At 43.8% G+C, this 16725-nt stretch carries 14 protein-coding genes; 7 read left to right on the top strand and 7 right to left on the bottom strand.

Going from position 1 to position 16725, the window contains the following annotated elements; genetic code table 11:
• The first annotated feature begins 27 nt into the window (after window positions 1-27).
• Window positions 28-1287: a glycoside hydrolase family 71/99-like protein gene (locus AAFN85_RS07340; protein ID WP_347526437.1), complete on the top strand. Its 1260-nt coding sequence runs from the start codon at window positions 28-30 to the stop codon at window positions 1285-1287.
• A gap of 177 nt (window positions 1288-1464) precedes the next feature.
• The gene (locus AAFN85_RS07345; protein ID WP_347526438.1) at window positions 1465-3726 is read left to right on the top strand and encodes a glycoside hydrolase family 3 N-terminal domain-containing protein; all 2262 of its coding nucleotides are present in this window, start codon (window positions 1465-1467) and stop codon (window positions 3724-3726) included.
• A gap of 473 nt (window positions 3727-4199) precedes the next feature.
• On the opposite strand, the gene AAFN85_RS07350 is transcribed toward AAFN85_RS07345, so the two are convergent.
• Window positions 4200-4916, bottom strand: coding sequence for a ZIP family metal transporter (locus AAFN85_RS07350; protein WP_347526439.1), 717 nt, complete (start codon window positions 4914-4916; stop codon window positions 4200-4202).
• Window positions 4916-5479 (bottom strand): phosphatase PAP2 family protein, encoded by a 564-nt coding sequence (locus AAFN85_RS07355; RefSeq protein WP_347526440.1) that lies wholly within the window; start codon window positions 5477-5479, stop codon window positions 4916-4918. The genes AAFN85_RS07350 and AAFN85_RS07355 overlap by 1 nt, the downstream gene beginning before the upstream one ends.
• 277 nt (window positions 5480-5756) lie before the next feature.
• Between AAFN85_RS07355 and glmM the strand changes: the two genes are divergently transcribed.
• The gene (gene glmM, locus AAFN85_RS07360) at window positions 5757-7148 is read left to right on the top strand and encodes a phosphoglucosamine mutase (protein WP_347526441.1); all 1392 of its coding nucleotides are present in this window, start codon (window positions 5757-5759) and stop codon (window positions 7146-7148) included.
• Between the two features lie 123 nt (window positions 7149-7271).
• Window positions 7272-8408, top strand: coding sequence for a cysteine desulfurase family protein (locus AAFN85_RS07365; protein ID WP_347526442.1), 1137 nt, complete (start codon window positions 7272-7274; stop codon window positions 8406-8408).
• A gap of 96 nt (window positions 8409-8504) precedes the next feature.
• Here the strand turns inward: AAFN85_RS07365 and AAFN85_RS07370 are convergent, their stop codons facing one another.
• Complete coding sequence (locus AAFN85_RS07370) at window positions 8505-9098, bottom strand: dihydrofolate reductase family protein (protein WP_347526443.1); 594 nt, start codon at window positions 9096-9098, stop codon at window positions 8505-8507.
• A gap of 211 nt (window positions 9099-9309) precedes the next feature.
• Between AAFN85_RS07370 and AAFN85_RS07375 the strand changes: the two genes are divergently transcribed.
• Window positions 9310-9702 (top strand): hypothetical protein, encoded by a 393-nt coding sequence (locus AAFN85_RS07375; protein ID WP_347526444.1) that lies wholly within the window; start codon window positions 9310-9312, stop codon window positions 9700-9702.
• Window positions 9703-9819: 117 nt separating this feature from the next.
• Here the strand turns inward: AAFN85_RS07375 and AAFN85_RS07380 are convergent, their stop codons facing one another.
• From AAFN85_RS07380 to AAFN85_RS07395, 4 genes are all read right to left on the bottom strand, one after another.
• The gene (locus AAFN85_RS07380; protein WP_347526446.1) at window positions 9820-10104 is read right to left on the bottom strand and encodes a hypothetical protein; all 285 of its coding nucleotides are present in this window, start codon (window positions 10102-10104) and stop codon (window positions 9820-9822) included.
• Window positions 10105-10127: 23 nt separating this feature from the next.
• Window positions 10128-10598 (bottom strand): PA2169 family four-helix-bundle protein, encoded by a 471-nt coding sequence (locus AAFN85_RS07385; protein ID WP_347526448.1) that lies wholly within the window; start codon window positions 10596-10598, stop codon window positions 10128-10130.
• 200 nt (window positions 10599-10798) lie between these two features.
• Window positions 10799-11182 carry a response regulator gene (locus AAFN85_RS07390; RefSeq protein ID WP_347526449.1) on the bottom strand — a complete coding sequence of 128 codons (384 nt, stop codon included), beginning with the start codon at window positions 11180-11182 and terminating at the stop codon, window positions 10799-10801.
• 74 nt (window positions 11183-11256) lie between these two features.
• Entirely contained in the window at window positions 11257-14262 is a 3006-nt protein-coding gene (locus AAFN85_RS07395; protein WP_347526450.1) for a PAS domain S-box protein, read from the bottom strand.
• Window positions 14263-14682: 420 nt separating this feature from the next.
• Here AAFN85_RS07395 and kaiC point away from each other — a divergent pair, with 420 nt between their 5' ends.
• Window positions 14683-16431 (top strand): circadian clock protein KaiC, encoded by a 1749-nt coding sequence (gene kaiC / locus AAFN85_RS07400; protein WP_347526452.1) that lies wholly within the window; start codon window positions 14683-14685, stop codon window positions 16429-16431.
• A complete protein-coding gene (locus tag AAFN85_RS07405) occupies window positions 16431-16721 on the top strand; it encodes a circadian clock KaiB family protein (protein WP_347526453.1) in 291 nt (96 codons plus the stop codon). The genes kaiC and AAFN85_RS07405 overlap by 1 nt, the downstream gene beginning before the upstream one ends.
• Window positions 16722-16725: the final 4 nt, after the last annotated feature.

Below are 16725 nucleotides of genomic sequence, written 5' to 3' on the forward strand. Positions count from 1 at the left end.
ATCAACACATATTAAAATTCTATCCTGATGAAAAAACAAGTTTTTAGCATCTTGCTGCTACTGCTATGCGCCGTTGCGAACGCGCAATTGAAACACAGCAAAACATCAGCCTTTAAAAGCTACAAAGGTTTGGTGATGGCCGGCTACCAGGGCTGGTTTAATGCCCCCGGCGACGGCGGTAACCGCTGGTGGAACCACTACGTATCGCACGGCAAATTTGAGCCGGGTTTTACCAATATCGATATATGGCCCGATGTAAGCGAGTACCCCAAAACCTACAAAACGCCATTTAAACTTGCCGACGGTAGCGATGCTTATTTATACAGTTCGTACGATGCATCATCAACCGAAACGCATTTTAAATGGATGCAGCAATATGGTGTTGATGGCGTTTTTGTACAGCGTTTTATTGGCGATGTGCAGCGGGGCGCAGGCAAACATCATAACGATGTGGTGCTGGGTAACGCGCTTAAATATGCGCAAAAATATCATAGGGCAATTACGGTAATGTACGATCTGTCGGGTATGAACGCAGGCGGCGATTCGCTGTTAATTAAAGACTGGAAGCATTTGATAGACAGCCTGAAAGTTACCAACCGGGGTAATAATCAAACCTGGCTTTATCATAATGGTAAACCATTGGTAGCAGTCTGGGGCATCGGCTTTAACGATCATCGCCGTTACGGCCTAACCGAGGGCGAAAAGATCATAGATTTTTTAAAGAACGACCCGGTTTATGGAGGTTGCGCGATACTGTTAGGCGTACCAACCTACTGGCGCGATTTCGGTAACGACACTGAGAATGATCCGCACCTGCACGATCTGATAAAAAAAGTAGACATTGTGCACCCCTGGTTTGTGGGCCGTTTTAATGAAGATGCCTATCCTGCTTTTCAGCACCGCATTGCCGATGATATAGCCTGGTGTAAAAGCAATAGCATTGATTATGTGCCAACCGTATTCCCCGGTTTTAGCTGGCACAACATGAACCCACGGGCCAAGCAAAACCAGATTCCGCGCAATCGAGGGCATTTTTACTGGAAACAGATAAACGGGGCCATCAACAGCGGCGCCGAAATGTTGTATGTGGCCATGTTTGATGAGGTGGATGAAGGTACGGCCATCCTTAAAGCATCGAAAAATCCTCCGGTTGGTTTAAGCACTTTTGTTACCTATGAGGATGATATCCCTAACGATTATTACCTGTACCTAACCGGTTACGCTGCCAAAATGCTCCGTAAACAAGTTCCGTTAACCGCGGATGTGCCGCCACCGGTAAAAAAGTAGACCAGTTATTAATTTTATTTGTATTAATGACGATTAAGCCCGGTTTTTAATGTTTTATTAATGAGTTATTATTTCACCGCGCATAGTTTTAGCTTCTGATAAACCGGGCCGGATCTGTTGATCCACACAAACAATCTGTTGTGCCGGTAACAATTAACCTTGCCAATTATAAATTTTATGAAGCGAAAGAACGCCTATGTATCGGTTCTTTTAGTAACTATTTTTTGTTCGTTTAATACCCCTAAACCAATTGTGAAGCTCCCGTATAAGGACGCCTCGCTTCCGGTTGAGAAACGTGTTGCCGATTTGCTTGGCCGCATGACAACCATCGAAAAAATCCGTCAGTTGGATATGTATTGGGGCAAGGAGGTAGCCAACATGCAGGGACATGAAGCTGTTTCAATGTCGGATAGTGCCCGGATCAATATAGGCACGGAGGGCATAGGCTCAGTACACGACCTGTACCCCCTTACAGCCGAAGTAAGTAACGATATCCAACGTTACGCGGTTGAAAAAACGCGGTTGGGTATCCCGGTGCTATTTATTGAAGAAGGGCTGCATGGCTACGAGGGGCTGGGCAGCACCACTTTCCCAAGTCCGATGGCACTTGCCGGTGCCTGGGATACCACCAATATGCATAAAGCAGGCCGCATCATAGCCACCGAAATGCGGGCACATGGTGTAAATATGGTATTAGGCCCGGTGCTCTGTCTGCCACGCGATCCACGTTGGGGGCGAGTTGAAGAAACTTATGGCGAAGATCCGTTCCTGTCGGCAGCTAATGGCGTTGCCATGGTAAAAGGCCTGCAAGGGAACAAACTGAGTGACCATAACGCTGTGCTATCAGAACCTAAGCATTTCGCGGTGCATGGCATCCCGGAAGCTGGTAGCAATATGGCCCCGGTTAATATGGGCGAGAGGGAGGCGCGGTCGTCATTTTTATATGTGTTTGAAAAAGCCGTTAAAGAGGGTAAGGCTATGGGAATGATGGCCGCTTACAGTGAGATTGATGGTATCCCTTGTGTAGATAATAAATGGTTGCTGAAAGATGTTCTGCGCGGTGAATGGGGCTTTAAAGGTTTTGTGCTATCGGATTTGGGGGCTATAAAAATGTCACTCATCAATCATAATACCGCCACAGATGTGTCTGATGCACTGGCTCAAACATTTACTGCCGGTATGGATATGCAGTTCTATGATTTTCCGCATGTGCCTTTTGAAAAAGCAATGAATAAGGCGCTAACGGATAGAAAACTTTCGTTGGCCGATCTGAACCGGGCGGTATCAAACGTATTGCGGGTGAAATTTATGTTGGGCTTGTTCGATCATCCTTATATAGATACCGATCTGCTAAAAAAAGTAAACCATACCGAAGAAAGCCGCAAGGTTGCCCTGAAGCTGGCACAGGAGGGTATCAGTCTGTTAAAAAATGAAAACAATGTATTACCGCTCGGGCCAAATGTGCATTCGGTAGCAGTTGTCGGACCGCTGGCCGAAAGCACATACCTGGGCGGTTACGCCAACAAACAGGGCAAGGGCGTAGCCATACTGGATGCCTTGAAACAAAAAGCTGGTAGCAGCCTGGATATTAAATTTGAGTCGGGTTATACGGGCGATACTTCGGCAGTAAAGCAAACCGAAAATCTGGAGAAAGCAATCTCTGCCGTTAATCAATCCGATGTAGCGGTTGTTGTTTTAGGCGAGGATATTGATGAGGTAGGAGAAGGTAAAGACCGCGCAAATCTCGACCTGAATAAACAACAAAGCCACCTGATAGAAGCTATCTACAAAACCGGTAAACCCACCGTGGTGGTATTATTTAACGGCAGACCGCTATGTATTAACTGGGTTGCCAAAAAGATTCCCGCTATTGTTGAATCATGGTTTTTAGGTGAGACCGGTGGTTTGGCTATCGCCGATGTACTGCTGGGAAAAGTAAATCCATCCGGTAAGCTGCCAATGAGTTTCCCCCGTTCGGTAGGGCAGATCCCTTATTATTACGATCATAAACCAACCTCAAGGCACGTTTATGTTGATCAGGATACGTCGGCTTTGTTCCCTTTCGGGCATGGGTTAAGCTATACCAAGTTTGAATACTCTGATTTGAAGATCTCCCAAAAGCAAATTCCCCTAAATGGTTCGGTAAATGTGAGTGTCACTATCAGGAACACAGGAAAAGTAGAAGGAGAAGAAGTAGCCCAGCTTTACCTGCGCGATGTTATCGCCAGCGTTACCACTCCTGTAAAATCTCTCAAAGGTTTTAAAAGGATCAGCCTTAAACCCGGTGAAAGCGGCATAGTGCAATTTAAAATAGATAATAAAGAACTGATGCTCTGGAACCGCCAAATGAAGCAGGTTGTTGAACCTGGAGAATTTAAAGTGATGGTGGGAAGTTCATCGGAAGATATTAGGCTGAGAGGAAGTTTTTATGTGAAATAATCTGAATCAGAATTTACAGAATTTTAGAATTTTCAGAATACTGATTGATCGCGGAGATTCTGTTCATCCTAAAATTCTGTAAATTCTGATTCAGGCAATATTCCGGGACATACCCAAACATGGATCCGGTGTTTAGTTGATGATTACCATTGCTATTTGGTAACCGGTGTGCCGGGGGTGAGATACCGGCGCATCTTTTTTATATTGGTAGAAAAATTCCCCTCTTGAGAGATTATTTTATCCACGTATTTTAAATAGAAAAATGTCATTTCGATAGAGCGGGGGATTGGAGTGTGCGCAGGCGCGAAAGAGAAATCTTGTACGCCCTGTACTGAGGATAAGTACGATGGCCTGGCAGGGCGTACAAGATTTCTCCTCACGCCACTACGCGGTCCTCCCCGCTGTCGTCGAAATGACATTCGTTTTTATTTGGACCAGGTGTTAAAAGTAGTTTCAGCGGGTTGATAAGCGGCCTACAGCTGCTCCCAAAATCCCAGCAAAGCAATAGTCACACCTGCCAGCACGGCTATCATCTTCCGCATATTAAACCGGTGGTCTGCACTCGATTCAAACAAAATCGTAGTAGAGATATGCAGAAAAATGCCGATAACGACACCCATTATCCTGTTAAAATAATGCTGCAGGTTGCCGATGTTTCCGTTGCTTAGGGCATTGCTGAAAAAGTATCCGGCAGGCGCCATCAGCGCGAATATCGCCACAAAAAATATCGTTTTGTTTTTGCCTTGTTTGTTAGTAAGCAAAACGGTAGCTAATGCAAAAGATGCAGGGATATGATGCAGGGCAATACCATACACCAGTTGGTCCTGGTTGCCCTGGGCAAGCGGCATACCCTCTAAAAAGGCATGCAAACAGAGGCTGGCCATAATGCCTATCGGGAATACTGCCAGATCATGCGGGTGTTTGTGCATGTGACCGTGCTCGATACCGTCCGAAAATTGTTCCAAGACGATCTGGAACAGGAAGCCTATCAATATAAATACGCCTACATAATTATCATTGCCATGATAAGCATCGGGTATCAGGTGTAAAACGGTGATGCCAAACAGGTAAGCGCCGCTAAATGATAGTACCAGTTTAAGTGTTTTATGGTTATCGCCCTTAAACAAAAAAACAGAAGTGCCGCCAAAAAAAGCCGCGAAAAAAAGCAGAAATATTTTCCAGTATCCCATTAAAAGGAAGGTTGTAGTTTTTTAAATAATAATGAAAATAGCCAGCCTACCAGCCCCCCGTAAATAGCACCGCAAACAACGTCAATAGGGAAGTGTACGCCTACATAAACCTGGGCAAAGCAAATGCTGGCTGCCCACAAAATCCCCACCAGCCATACCCATTTCCATTTGCGGCCAAATACAAAGCATAAAAACATAGCTATCGAAAAATGATCGGTAGCATGGGTTGATGGGAAGCTGTATCCGCTTCCGCAAGGTACCCGGCTGATATCGGTAACGGATACAATAGGGTCGCGGCAGGGTCGGAGGCGTTGTACATTATGTTTCATGAGCACACCGCTGGTAAAATCGGCCGTACCTACCGAAGCAACCAATAACAGAATAACAACGAGGCCTGGTTTTTTATATTTCCATAAACAGAAACCTATAATGAAAACGTAAAGCGGAATCCATGTTTTGGGTTCGCGCAAAATGGGCATGATCCAATCAAAAAATGCGTTGGATAAGTCGTGGTTAACAAAATAGAATAAATGCCTGTCAAGGTTTAATAAAAAGTCGGGCATTGTTTTTAGCTATAGGTGTTTATTTGCTGTAATCGTCAAAGGTATTAAATAGCGCAAAAAATCCTTTAATTTTTAATACTTAGCTGCACGGTTGTATCGTTAATAATCGAAATAATGCTTAATAATGACAAATGAGTCGGAATCACTCGACTTTCAATAATGGCGTAGTAACTGTAGCGTTGCATACCTACAATTGCGTAATTGCGTAAAACAACACTATTTATTTAAGGTATAGCTTATATTTTTTACTTTTACCTCACCAAAAAAACAGTTCATTTTGACACTAATAAAATCTATTTCGGGGATACGCGGCACCATAGGCGGTGCTGTTGGCGATGGTTTAACACCGCTTGATATTGTAAAGTTCACTTCGGCCTATGGTTCATGGGCTGTTAAAAAATCGGGGATCAAAAAAATTGTGGTTGGCCGTGATGCCCGTCTTTCGGGCGAGATGGTGAACAATCTCGTAATTGGTACATTGCAAGGCTTGGGTATCGATGTGATCGATCTGGGCCTGTCAACAACCCCAACGGTTGAAGTTGCAGTTACCGGCGAACAGGCCGCGGGTGGTATCATTCTTACCGCCAGCCATAACCCTAAGCAATGGAACGCACTTAAGTTGTTAAACGCGGCCGGCGAATTTATAAGCGATGCCGATGGTAAGGAAGTTTTAACCATTGCCGAATACAGCGATTTTAATTATGCCGATGTAAACGATTTGGGAAAAGTTACCCATGATGATAGCTGGCTGCAAAAACATATCGATTTGATTTTGGCGCTACCATTGGTAGATGTTGAAGCGATAAAAGCAGCTGATTTTAAAGTAGTGATTGATTGTGTAAACTCGACAGGCGGTATTTATGTGCCAGCTTTGCTGAAAGCTTTAGGGGTTGAAACTGTTCACAAATTATACTGCGAACCAGACGGTAACTTCCCGCACAACCCGGAACCACTGCCTGAAAACCTGATCGCTTTATCAAAAGAGGTATTAAGCAAACGTGCCGATCTCGGTATTGCTGTTGATCCCGATGTTGACCGCCTTTGCTTTGTTTGCGAGGATGGTAATATGTTTGGGGAAGAATACACGCTGGTTGCCGTTGCCGATTATGTGCTAAAAAATAATGTAGGGAATACGGTATCTAACCTGTCATCAACCCGGGCTTTGCGTGATGTTACCGAAAAAGCTGGCGGTGAATACCATGCAGCCGCGGTAGGTGAGGTGAACGTAGTTAACCAAATGAAAGCTGTTAACGCCGTTATTGGCGGCGAAGGCAATGGCGGGGTAATATACCCTGAATTGCACTACGGCCGCGATGCTTTGGTGGGTATCGCTTTGTTTTTAACCCATCTGGCTAAGTATGGTAAATCGGTTTCAAGCCTGCGTGCGTCATATCCGGGTTATTTTATTTCGAAAAACAAGATCACTTTAACGCCCGAAATGGACATAGATGCCCTTTTGAGCAAGGTGGAAGAAAAATATATCAAACAGCCGCACTCAACAATCGACGGACTGAAAATAGAATTTGATAAAGAATGGGTACATTTGCGGAGGTCAAACACCGAGCCCATTATCAGGATCTACTCCGAAGGCAATTCTGAAACAGTGGCAAACGGGCTGGCCAACAAGATCATCACTGATATTAAAGAGATCTTACAACTGAAGGGTTAAATTTTCCGGCATTAAAATAACGGGCAACCGGCGATAAATTTCGTTGGTTGCCTGTCTATATATTATTTCCGGGTTTGTGTTTTGAAGTTTACTGATCCATTTATTTATAAATTTTAACAAAGAATGCGCGTTTATTTTGATAATGCCGCCACTACACCGCTCGATCCTGACGTGATGAAGGAAATGTACAAGGTTATGGAGAACCAGTTTGGTAATCCATCATCTATACACGCCCACGGCAGGGAGGCCCGCACCCTCATCGAGCGTTCGCGCAAAACCATTGCCGGTTTGCTGCACACCTCGCCCGCCGAGATCTTCTTTACATCAAGCGGTACCGAGGCCGATAATACCGCCATAAGGTGTGGTATCATCGATCACAACATTACCCATGCCATTACCAGCCCTATTGAGCATCACGCAGTGCTCCATACACTGGAAGCTATGGAAAAAGCAGGTTTAATTAAGCTGAGCCTTGTAAACATTGATAGCAAGGGCGCGGTTGATTATGATCACCTCGAAACTTTATTGAAAGAGAACGAACGCAGTTTTGTTTCAATAATGCATGCCAATAACGAGATAGGTACGCTATCGGATATGGAGCGTATAGGTGATTTGTGCGAAACGTATAATGCAATTTATCATTGCGACACGGTGCAAACCATGGGGCACTATCAGCACGATCTGAGCAAACTGAAGGCTCATTTCCTGGTATGTGCAGGTCATAAACTACACGGCCCTAAAGGTGTAGGCTTTTTGCATATCAATCATAAAATAAAGATAAAACCTTTTATTTATGGCGGCGCGCAGGAACGCAACATGCGTGGCGGCACTGAAAATATTTACGGCATTGTAGGTTTAGCTAAAGCGCTCGAACTTGCTTATGGTGAAATGGAGCAGCACCAAAACCACATCCAGGGTTTAAAAACATACATGATGGAGCAGTTAACTGCCCATGTACCAGGTGTAAGCTTTAACGGTGAAACTGATCCTGCTAAAAGTTTATATACGATATTGAACGTAGCTTTCCCTGAAATGGAAATGAGCGATATGCTATTGTTTAACCTTGATATCGCGGGCATCTCGGCATCTGGCGGTAGCGCCTGCAGCTCGGGCAGTGATATTGGTTCGCATGTGTTGACCGCCATTGGTGCAAGTTCATCAAGGCCTTCTGTGCGTTTCTCATTCTCGAAATATAATACTAAAGAAGAGGTTGATTTTGTAGTAGCCAAAGTTCGTGAACTTTGCGCTGTGAATGTTTAATTACCACCTCATTTATAATAGAAAACGCCTTGCAGTATGTATTCTGCAAGGCGTTTTTGTTTGTATTCGATTATAGTTGAGGGTAATGTATTTATGTTACGCTCCCAGGTTCCCTGTTTTAACTTCGCCAATATTCTTATAGTTAGCAAATATTACCCCACTTGCTGTTACATGGCTTTCAACCAATTGAAAGGTAGCAGGTGTGGTTTTATCGCTAAATAGTTTTTTACCCTTACCCAAAAGCACGGGGTATGTTTTAAGCCAAAGTTCATCTACAAGGTTATGCTTTAGCAATAGCTGCACCAGTTCCCCGCTGCCCCAAACTTTAATATCCGAACCTTCAGAGTTTTTAAGCGCTTTAATATCTTCCACGCTTTTAAGAATAACCGTGTTGTTCCAATCAGATTTATCTACCGTGTTTGATAGTACATATTTGGTAACCTCGTTAATACCCGGCCAGTAGTCGGCGTGCAGTGGCCAATAACTTTCAAAAATTTTAAAGGTGTTTCTTCCTAAAAGGATATCGGTAGGGGCCATCTGTTTCAGCATCAGCTTTCCAGATTCTTCATCAGCAAATGGTGCCGACCAACCGCCGTACGTGAAACCGCCCGATTGATCTTCTTCCGGGCCGCCCGGCGCCTGCATTACGCCATCTAACGAGATAAATTCGAGCACAATTATCTTTCTCATGTTGTTTTCCTCCTGTAGTATTTAGTTGTTAAAGTTTGTTTTGTTATGATACAAATGTCTATAACCTCCGAATGATCCCTACGGTGCATATGCGACCAATAGCGGGCAGAATGGGACTGATAGCGTGATCGGTGAGGGGAGTTGTTTTAGCTTCACCAAAGCTTTGCTTAACCATTCCCTTTTTGTAGTTTAGTTTGCAAATTACATCTCCATGAAAAAAACTAAAGTCAAACTAATTATTACGCTCATTCTGCTACTTGTTATTGTTGTATTTGGATACTTCAGATATTACTTTGTTTTCGGCGAGGGAACCAAGGCCGGAACAATGAACTATTTTGTAAAAAAGGGTTATGTGTTTAAAACCTACGAAGGCAGGCTAATTCAAAGCGGCATCCGTTCGCAAATACAAGGTGGAACAATAGGTTCGAACGAATTTATGTTTTCGGTAACTGATGAGAAAGTGGCGAAGGAATTAAGCAGCAACGCAGGTTCGTTTCTTGAGCTGCATTATAAAGAATACACGCATACTTTACCGTGGAGAGGGGTGAGCGTGTTTGTGGTAGATAGCATTATCTCGGCAAAGCCGGCTACACCAGGAATGTAATATTGAAATTTCGGATTTGGGATGTTCGATTTCGGATTTACCTATTGGAGAATTTAAAATTAGAAATTCACAATTTAATAAATCCGAAATCGAAAATTCGACATCCCAAATAATAGATCAAACCACCAGGTTGTAACTCAGTTCACCATTTTGTTTGGTGATCTTTACCATATCCCTGGCAAACAGGTAATCAAGCACTTCGGTGGCATTTTTTTGATGGGTGTAGGCATTTACCGCTGGTTCAATTTCGCTCAACTTGGCAGTAATGTCTTCAACGGTGGCTTGTTTCAGTTGCGCAAGGGCGAAAATTACTTTATCCTGTGTACAGGATACCTTTGCGAACCTGTTACTTGCCTGCGCATTACTACAGGCCTCAAAAAACGATCTGTTTGTGCTGTTCATCTGTTTAACTCGTTATCTTTATATCAGGCATTAACCGTATCTCGTAATGATTTTACGGTATCGTGCGCCTTCTTTAAACCTTCCAAATGATTGTTTAGTATAGATACTACCTTCTCATCTTCCCAAATCAACTCTTTATCATCGAGCGCGGCGCGGTAAGCTTTTTTGGCTACATCCTCACCATATTCACAGCTCGATAATATGCTATGCCTGTCTTTATTTACAAAAACAGATTTTACATCCATCCAGGCATGATAAAATTTGCCCGAAAGGGTGGTGCCGTCCGCCGGGTCTCCGCCTAATACGTGAATATATTCGCGTATTTCACTAACGTAACTTTTGCTTTGTTCAATATACTCATTAAAAAGTAAATTCAAACCTGTTTCATCAGTAGCCTCATTGGCTTTCTCATAACCGGCAATCCTGTCGTTGTTTATTTTGATCAGATCGTTCAATGCCGAGATCTGGTGCTGTACGTGCTGTAAAAGTCCCATGGCTTATGTTGTTTTGTTATAATAAATAACATAGCTTATGGGTTAATGTTTTCTTATTTAGGTTGAATTAGGTTTTGTAAACCGATTGATACACTGCCCTAAATATTTCTCGGGCGAAGCGGCGGCCGAGTGAGAAGGCCGCCGTCAGGGCTTTTCCCGATTAGGGGTACTATTTAGTTGAGCAGTTAAAGATTTTCAGATCAGGCCACATCCTGTTTTTGGATATAGTGGGCTATTTTATTTAAGAGGTCATTCATTTCAAATGGCTTGGCCAAAAAATCATCGGCTCCGGCTTCCATGGCCGATTCGCGGATGTCCCGGCTGGCTGATACCATAATTACCGGGATACCTTTAATGGCTTCGTCCTGTTTTATTTTTTTGCAGATATCGCGTCCGTCTTCACCACTCATCCAGATATCCAGCAATAGCAGGTCGGGTTTTTCCTGTTTCATATCACTTACCGTTGTCGCTCCGTCGAGGGTTGAGGCCACAGCGTAGCCTTCAAACTCCAGCAACATTTCCACGGCATCCACAATGCCCGGATCGTCATCGGCAATCATTATTTTCTTGTTTTTCGTATTCATTGTAGGCGTGAGGGCTTAGTTAAACCCTCAGAAATAATTGTGATGAAATCAGTTTTTAAACAGCGCGACAGTAATTAACTATTACTATTGCCATTTACGGGTAAAGCAAAGCAAAAAGTAGACCCTTTGCCCTCAACGCTGTTTACCCACATTCTACCGCCTTCGCGCTTAATTATTTCTGATGAGATGTATAATCCTAACCCCAAACCGGGGAAAGTATGCTGCTTATTTCCACTAACACGATAAAACTGCTCAAACACTTTATCCATTTTATCTTCGGGGATGCCAATACCAAAGTCCTGTACGGAAACAATAGCTTCGTTATTTTCAAGGCGGGTGCCTATGACGATCTGATCTGAATGCGGCGAATACTTAATGGCGTTGGTAATTAAATTGGTGACTACCTGGCTTATGCGATCCCTGTCTGAGTAAATGCTACCGGTTTCAGAAAAATCTGCTATCAATTGGTGTTTTTGGGTGGTATGTTGCAGGTCTTCAATGGTTTCTTTCACTGCCTCGTTAAAATCAAACCAGGTTTGATTAAATTGCAACCTGCCTGAGTTTATTTTGGTTACATCCAACAGGTCGGCAATTAAATTGGTAAGGCGGTTCACCTGCGAGTCCATGCGCAAAACCATTTCGGCTTTTTTAGCTTCACCTTCCTGTTCAAGCATAGCTCCCAATACCTGTGCGTATGCCTTTATGCTGGTAACCGGGGTTTTAAGCTCGTGACTGGCAATGCCCAGGAAATCGTCTTTTTGTTGCTGTAGCTGTTTTTGCTCATCGATATCGGTATTGGTACCAAACCATTTGATGATCTTACCGTCGATTATAAAAGGCAAAGCCCTCGAAAGGTGCCATTTAAAATCGCCGTTTTTATCCCTTAGCCTAAACTCATATTGATAAATATTACCGGTAGCCACGGCGGTTGTCCAGGTTTCGAGGCAGCCCTGCTGTTCATCCGGGTGAATGCGGTCCAGCCAGTCGGGCCCGGCAAGTTCGCTGGCTGGCAGGCCGAAGTAATTTGTAGTGCGTTGGTTTACATAGTCTATCACACCATCTGTGCCAGCTGTCCATAACTGTACCGGCATAAAATCGGTAACAAATTCAAATTGCTTTATTTGGTCGTTTAGCTCTTCGTTTTTAAGTTTAAGCTGTAGTTCGGCCGTCATTTTATCGGTAACATCAACACAGGTACCTATATAACCGGTAAAATCACCATCAGCATTATATTGGGGGTTGCCCGAAGCAATGCAAAAGCGGATCTCTCCATCGCGGCGTTTTATCCTGAAATCAACTTCGTAAAAATGCCTGGCCTTCAAATCGCTTATAAATTTATTAATGGCGCGATCGCGGTCTTCGGCAATGATGGAGTTTGCCCAGCCCTTGCCCATATGCTGTTGATTGGGAATGCCTGTCCATTCAACCCAGGTTTGGTTTACGTAGGTGATATCCCCGTTTTTGTCAGACATCCATAATGTTGCCGGCGCGGCATTGGTAATGCTTTGCAATAGTTGTTCGCTATCGGTTAGCGCTTTCCTATCAGCAATTTCGCGGCGTAGGTCGCGGGCAATGCTGGCGCGGCCTTGTGGTTTGCCTGTTGCTGCATCGTAAACCAGCATTGAGGTTCCGTAAACGGGTATTGCTTCGCCGGTTTCAAAATGACGATAGGTAACCTCGCCGCTCCATTTACCATCGGCCATTAATGATGTGTTGATGTTGTTTTTGAGCTTTTCCAACTCGCCGAGCATAATGTATTCACTATTGTGGCGTTTTGCATCCTCAACGCTTTTTATCCCCAGCATTTTACGCCCCGCGGTATTTACATAACTCACATTACCATCCAGGTCGGAAAGACTAACAAAATCCGAACTATGGTCAATTAGCGATAGTAACTTATATTGCTCATTACGTGCCTCCTTTTCCGGCCGAAGATCACGGGCAACAGAGGCCATACCTATAGGCAAGCCGGTTAGCGGGTCATCTATCCGGAAGGAGCTTAAATAAACAGGGAGCGGTTCGCCGGTTTCAAAATTGCGGTACCTGACTTCGCCTCCCCAGCGGCCAATTGTACGTACAGCCGGCTCAATCTCGTCGGCAACTTTTTGCTTATCGCTATCAATAAAATATTCAATACCCGGTATCAGGGCATCTTTAGTATTATTGATGCCAAGCATGGCGTAGCCTGTTTTATTAATATAGGTAACCTCGGCATTCATATTACCTACGGCCACAATATCGGCAGTGCTATCAATAAGCGCTATCAGCTTTTCCTGTTCCTGCTTATCCAAAATTTCGCGTGTGATATCCTGCACGGTTCCGGCAAAGCGTACCGGCTCGCCGTTGTCATTGAAATAGGCATTACCTTTTAGGTGAATCCAGTATTTCAGCTCCCCGTCTGGCCTGATGGTACGGATGATCACATCATAACTGCCGCCGCTTTCAGGGTTATATGCGCTTGCCACCGCTACGCGTAATCGTTGCGCATCATCGGGGTGAACATATTTTAAAAGTTCGGGGTAGGTTATTTCGTAATCTTTTTCAAATCCGCAAAGTTCCTTGCAACGCTCGTCCCAGATAACGGTTTGCTCTTTGGGGCATAGGTCCCACGTGCCCAGTTCGGCAGCTTGGAGGGCAAACTGCATGCGCTCTTCCTTTTCGGCAAGCTGCTTACGGGTAAGTACCAGTTCTGTAACATCGGCGGCGGTATTAAGCACGCCCCAAACCTCGCCTTTTTCATCCCTTAACGGTTTAAAGGTAAAGTTGAAATAGAACATTTCCAGCTTGCCGTTCATTACCAGGTCAACCCGGTGTTCTTTACCTTCGTAAGGTTCGCCTTTATAAAACACGTTGCGCAAAACATCGTGATAGCCTTGCGCTTCCAGTTCGGGCAGCAGGCCGAAGTAGGTATTGCCCATCACATCAGGCCCTTTTCCCCATATATCAATAATGGTTTTATTGGCTATCATGATGGTCATTTCGGCACCAACATACAGCGCGACCGGCGAAGGAGATTCCTCTATCAGGATCCTGAAAATATTTTCGTTAAGCTGAAACTGATGGTTAGGAAGGTAATTCATTTCGAAAGTAAAACGGATAAATATAATCCAATTAATTGTTTAAATGCAGATAACATAAGTTTCCCAACCTACGCATCCATAGTTATAAAATGGATAACTATAGGTGTTTATAATTATAAGGATAAAATTTATCTTAATTAATTAGTTGTTCTGATCGCCGAATAACTATATTTATCCACGAAGTTTAAACGTATTTAGCTAAACAGGGGTTGCTTTTTATATAGACTGTAAGCATGCCCCGGCAATGCTTCTTCATTGTAACTACTTCCCTCAATTTAAATTTTGTGTACACATTTTTATCCACAAAATAAAAACGGCGAAAACAATTTTGTACGTATCGATATTATTATCCCATCAAAATAAAATAGCTATGTTGCTGATATTTAATTATATCGCAACTTTTATTAAATAATAGTTTATATGACTAAATCTCATAAAAAACAACAGCCTGTTAATTACCCGTCGTTACCTAAAACGCCAACAGGTATTAATGGTCTGGACGAAATAACCGAGGGTGGTTTACCTAAAGGCAGGCCTACGCTGGTATGCGGCGAGGCTGGCTGTGGCAAAACGCTCATGTCGCTCGAGTTTATAATCAGGGGGGCCATTGAATTTAACGAACCAGGGGTTTTTATGGCTTTTGAAGAGAAAGCCGACGAACTGACGATGAACGTGGCGTCGCTGGGTTTTGACCTGAATAAATTGCAGGCCGATAAATTGATCAGGCTCGATCACGTGCACATCGATCGCAGCGAAATTGAAGAAACCGGCGAATATGACCTTGAAGGTTTGTTTATCCGTTTAGGTTACGCTATTGATAGCATTGGTGCTAAACGCGTTGTATTGGATACGCTCGAAAATTTGTTTTCAGGCCTTTCTAATCAAACCATATTGCGTGCCGAGCTACGCCGTCTGTTTGGTTTTTTAAAGGAAAAAGGTGTTACCGCAGTGATCACCGGCGAAAGAGGGGATGGTGCATCCTTAACCCGCCAGGGATTGGAAGAGTACGTGTCTGATTGTGTGATATTGTTAGATCACCGTGTTATCAACCAGATCTCTACCCGCAGACTCCGCATTGTAAAATACCGCGGTTCGCAACACGGTACCAACGAGTATCCTTTTTTAATTGATGAAGAAGGGATTTCGGTTTTGCCGGTTACATCGTTAAGATTAGAGAAAGATGTTTCATCTGAAAGGATCTCATCGGGCATCCCGGCGCTCGATCATATGTTGGGGGGCAGAGGCTTTTTTAAAGGGAGCAGCGTTTTGGTATCAGGCACAGCCGGTACCGGTAAAACAAGTATCTCCGCTTATTTTGCTAACGAGATTTGTAATAAAAAAGGCAAATGCCTTTACTTCGCCTTTGAAGAATCTCCTAAGCAAATCATCCGTAACATGAAATCCATTAATGTTGATCTTCAAAAACATGTGGATTCGGGCTTGCTACGGTTCCATGCCTCGCGCCCTACGCTTTATGGGTTGGAGATGCATTTGGTGGCTATTTATAAGCTCATCAAAAAGTTTAAACCATCGGCAGTTGTGCTTGATCCGATAACTAACCTGATCACGGTAGGTTCGGTAAGTGAAGTTAAATCGATGCTGATCAGGCTGATCGACTTTTTACAGGAAGAACAGGTTACCGTGATGTTTACCGCCCTAACCCTTAATACAGTTATCAGCGACCAGACCGACGAAGGCGTTTCATCATTGGTTGATGCTTGGTTATTGGTGCGGGATATTGAAAGTAACGGCGAACGTAACCGTGGTATGTATATCATGAAATCGCGCGGGATGAAGCATTCCAACCAGGTACGCGAGTTTATTATTACCGATAACGGGCTTGACCTGGTTGATGTTTATCTTGGCCCGGAAGGCGTATTGATAGGTTCGGCACGTGAAGCCCAAAAACTACGGGAGAAAACAGGCGTTGCTTTACGCGACTTCGCCGTAACCCGTAAAGATAGGGAGGTTATGCGCAAGCGGATGATGCTTGAAGCGAAAATTTCGAGCCTTCAGGCTGAGTTTGAATCGGCTGAAGAAGAACTGAATAAAATGTACTTGGAAGAGGAGCTGAAGCAAGAGATCATCGAAAAAAACAGGCAGGAGATAACAAGTATCCGCCGTGGTGCTGTTGAGGAGCAGCAGGGTAAAACCAAAAAGAAAAAGTAATGGAAACTGAAGCTATAAAATATGAATTGAGGTTATACATAGCAGGCAAAACAGCTAAATCTGTTACTGCTTTAACCAACCTTAAAAAATATTGCGAAGAACATTTAAAAGGACAATACGTTATTGAGGTTATTGACCTGTTAGTGCAACCACAACTGGCCGAGGGTGACCAGATTTTTGCTATACCAACGCTGGTAAGGAAAGTACCTGAGCCTATCCGCAAAATAATAGGGGACCTATCAAACGAAGAAAAAGTTTTGGTAGGGTTAAATATACGGCCCGTTAACTAAAATA

Origin of the sequence: Mucilaginibacter sp. CAU 1740 (assembly GCF_039839285.1) — a bacterium.
In the GTDB taxonomy this organism is placed as follows: Bacteria; Bacteroidota; Bacteroidia; order Sphingobacteriales; family Sphingobacteriaceae; genus Mucilaginibacter.

What these genes read in the sequence shown, in the direction of transcription:
- AAFN85_RS07375 (WP_347526444.1), top strand. Translation starts at nt 9,310, where the DNA reads ATGAAAAAAACTAAAGTCAAACTAATTATTACGCTCATTCTGCTACTT.
- AAFN85_RS07355 (WP_347526440.1), bottom strand. Translation starts at nt 5,479, where the DNA reads ATGCCCGACTTTTTATTAAACCTTGACAGGCATTTATTCTATTTTGTT.
- AAFN85_RS07405 (WP_347526453.1), top strand. Translation starts at nt 16,431, where the DNA reads ATGGAAACTGAAGCTATAAAATATGAATTGAGGTTATACATAGCAGGC.
- AAFN85_RS07390 (WP_347526449.1), bottom strand. Translation starts at nt 11,182, where the DNA reads ATGAATACGAAAAACAAGAAAATAATGATTGCCGATGACGATCCGGGC.
- AAFN85_RS07370 (WP_347526443.1), bottom strand. Translation starts at nt 9,098, where the DNA reads ATGAGAAAGATAATTGTGCTCGAATTTATCTCGTTAGATGGCGTAATG.
- AAFN85_RS07350 (WP_347526439.1), bottom strand. Translation starts at nt 4,916, where the DNA reads ATGGGATACTGGAAAATATTTCTGCTTTTTTTCGCGGCTTTTTTTGGC.
- AAFN85_RS07365 (WP_347526442.1), top strand. Translation starts at nt 7,272, where the DNA reads ATGCGCGTTTATTTTGATAATGCCGCCACTACACCGCTCGATCCTGAC.
- AAFN85_RS07340 (WP_347526437.1), top strand. Translation starts at nt 28, where the DNA reads ATGAAAAAACAAGTTTTTAGCATCTTGCTGCTACTGCTATGCGCCGTT.
- AAFN85_RS07380 (WP_347526446.1), bottom strand. Translation starts at nt 10,104, where the DNA reads ATGAACAGCACAAACAGATCGTTTTTTGAGGCCTGTAGTAATGCGCAG.
- AAFN85_RS07395 (WP_347526450.1), bottom strand. Translation starts at nt 14,262, where the DNA reads ATGAATTACCTTCCTAACCATCAGTTTCAGCTTAACGAAAATATTTTC.
- AAFN85_RS07345 (WP_347526438.1), top strand. Translation starts at nt 1,465, where the DNA reads ATGAAGCGAAAGAACGCCTATGTATCGGTTCTTTTAGTAACTATTTTT.
- AAFN85_RS07385 (WP_347526448.1), bottom strand. Translation starts at nt 10,598, where the DNA reads ATGGGACTTTTACAGCACGTACAGCACCAGATCTCGGCATTGAACGAT.
- kaiC (WP_347526452.1), top strand. Translation starts at nt 14,683, where the DNA reads ATGACTAAATCTCATAAAAAACAACAGCCTGTTAATTACCCGTCGTTA.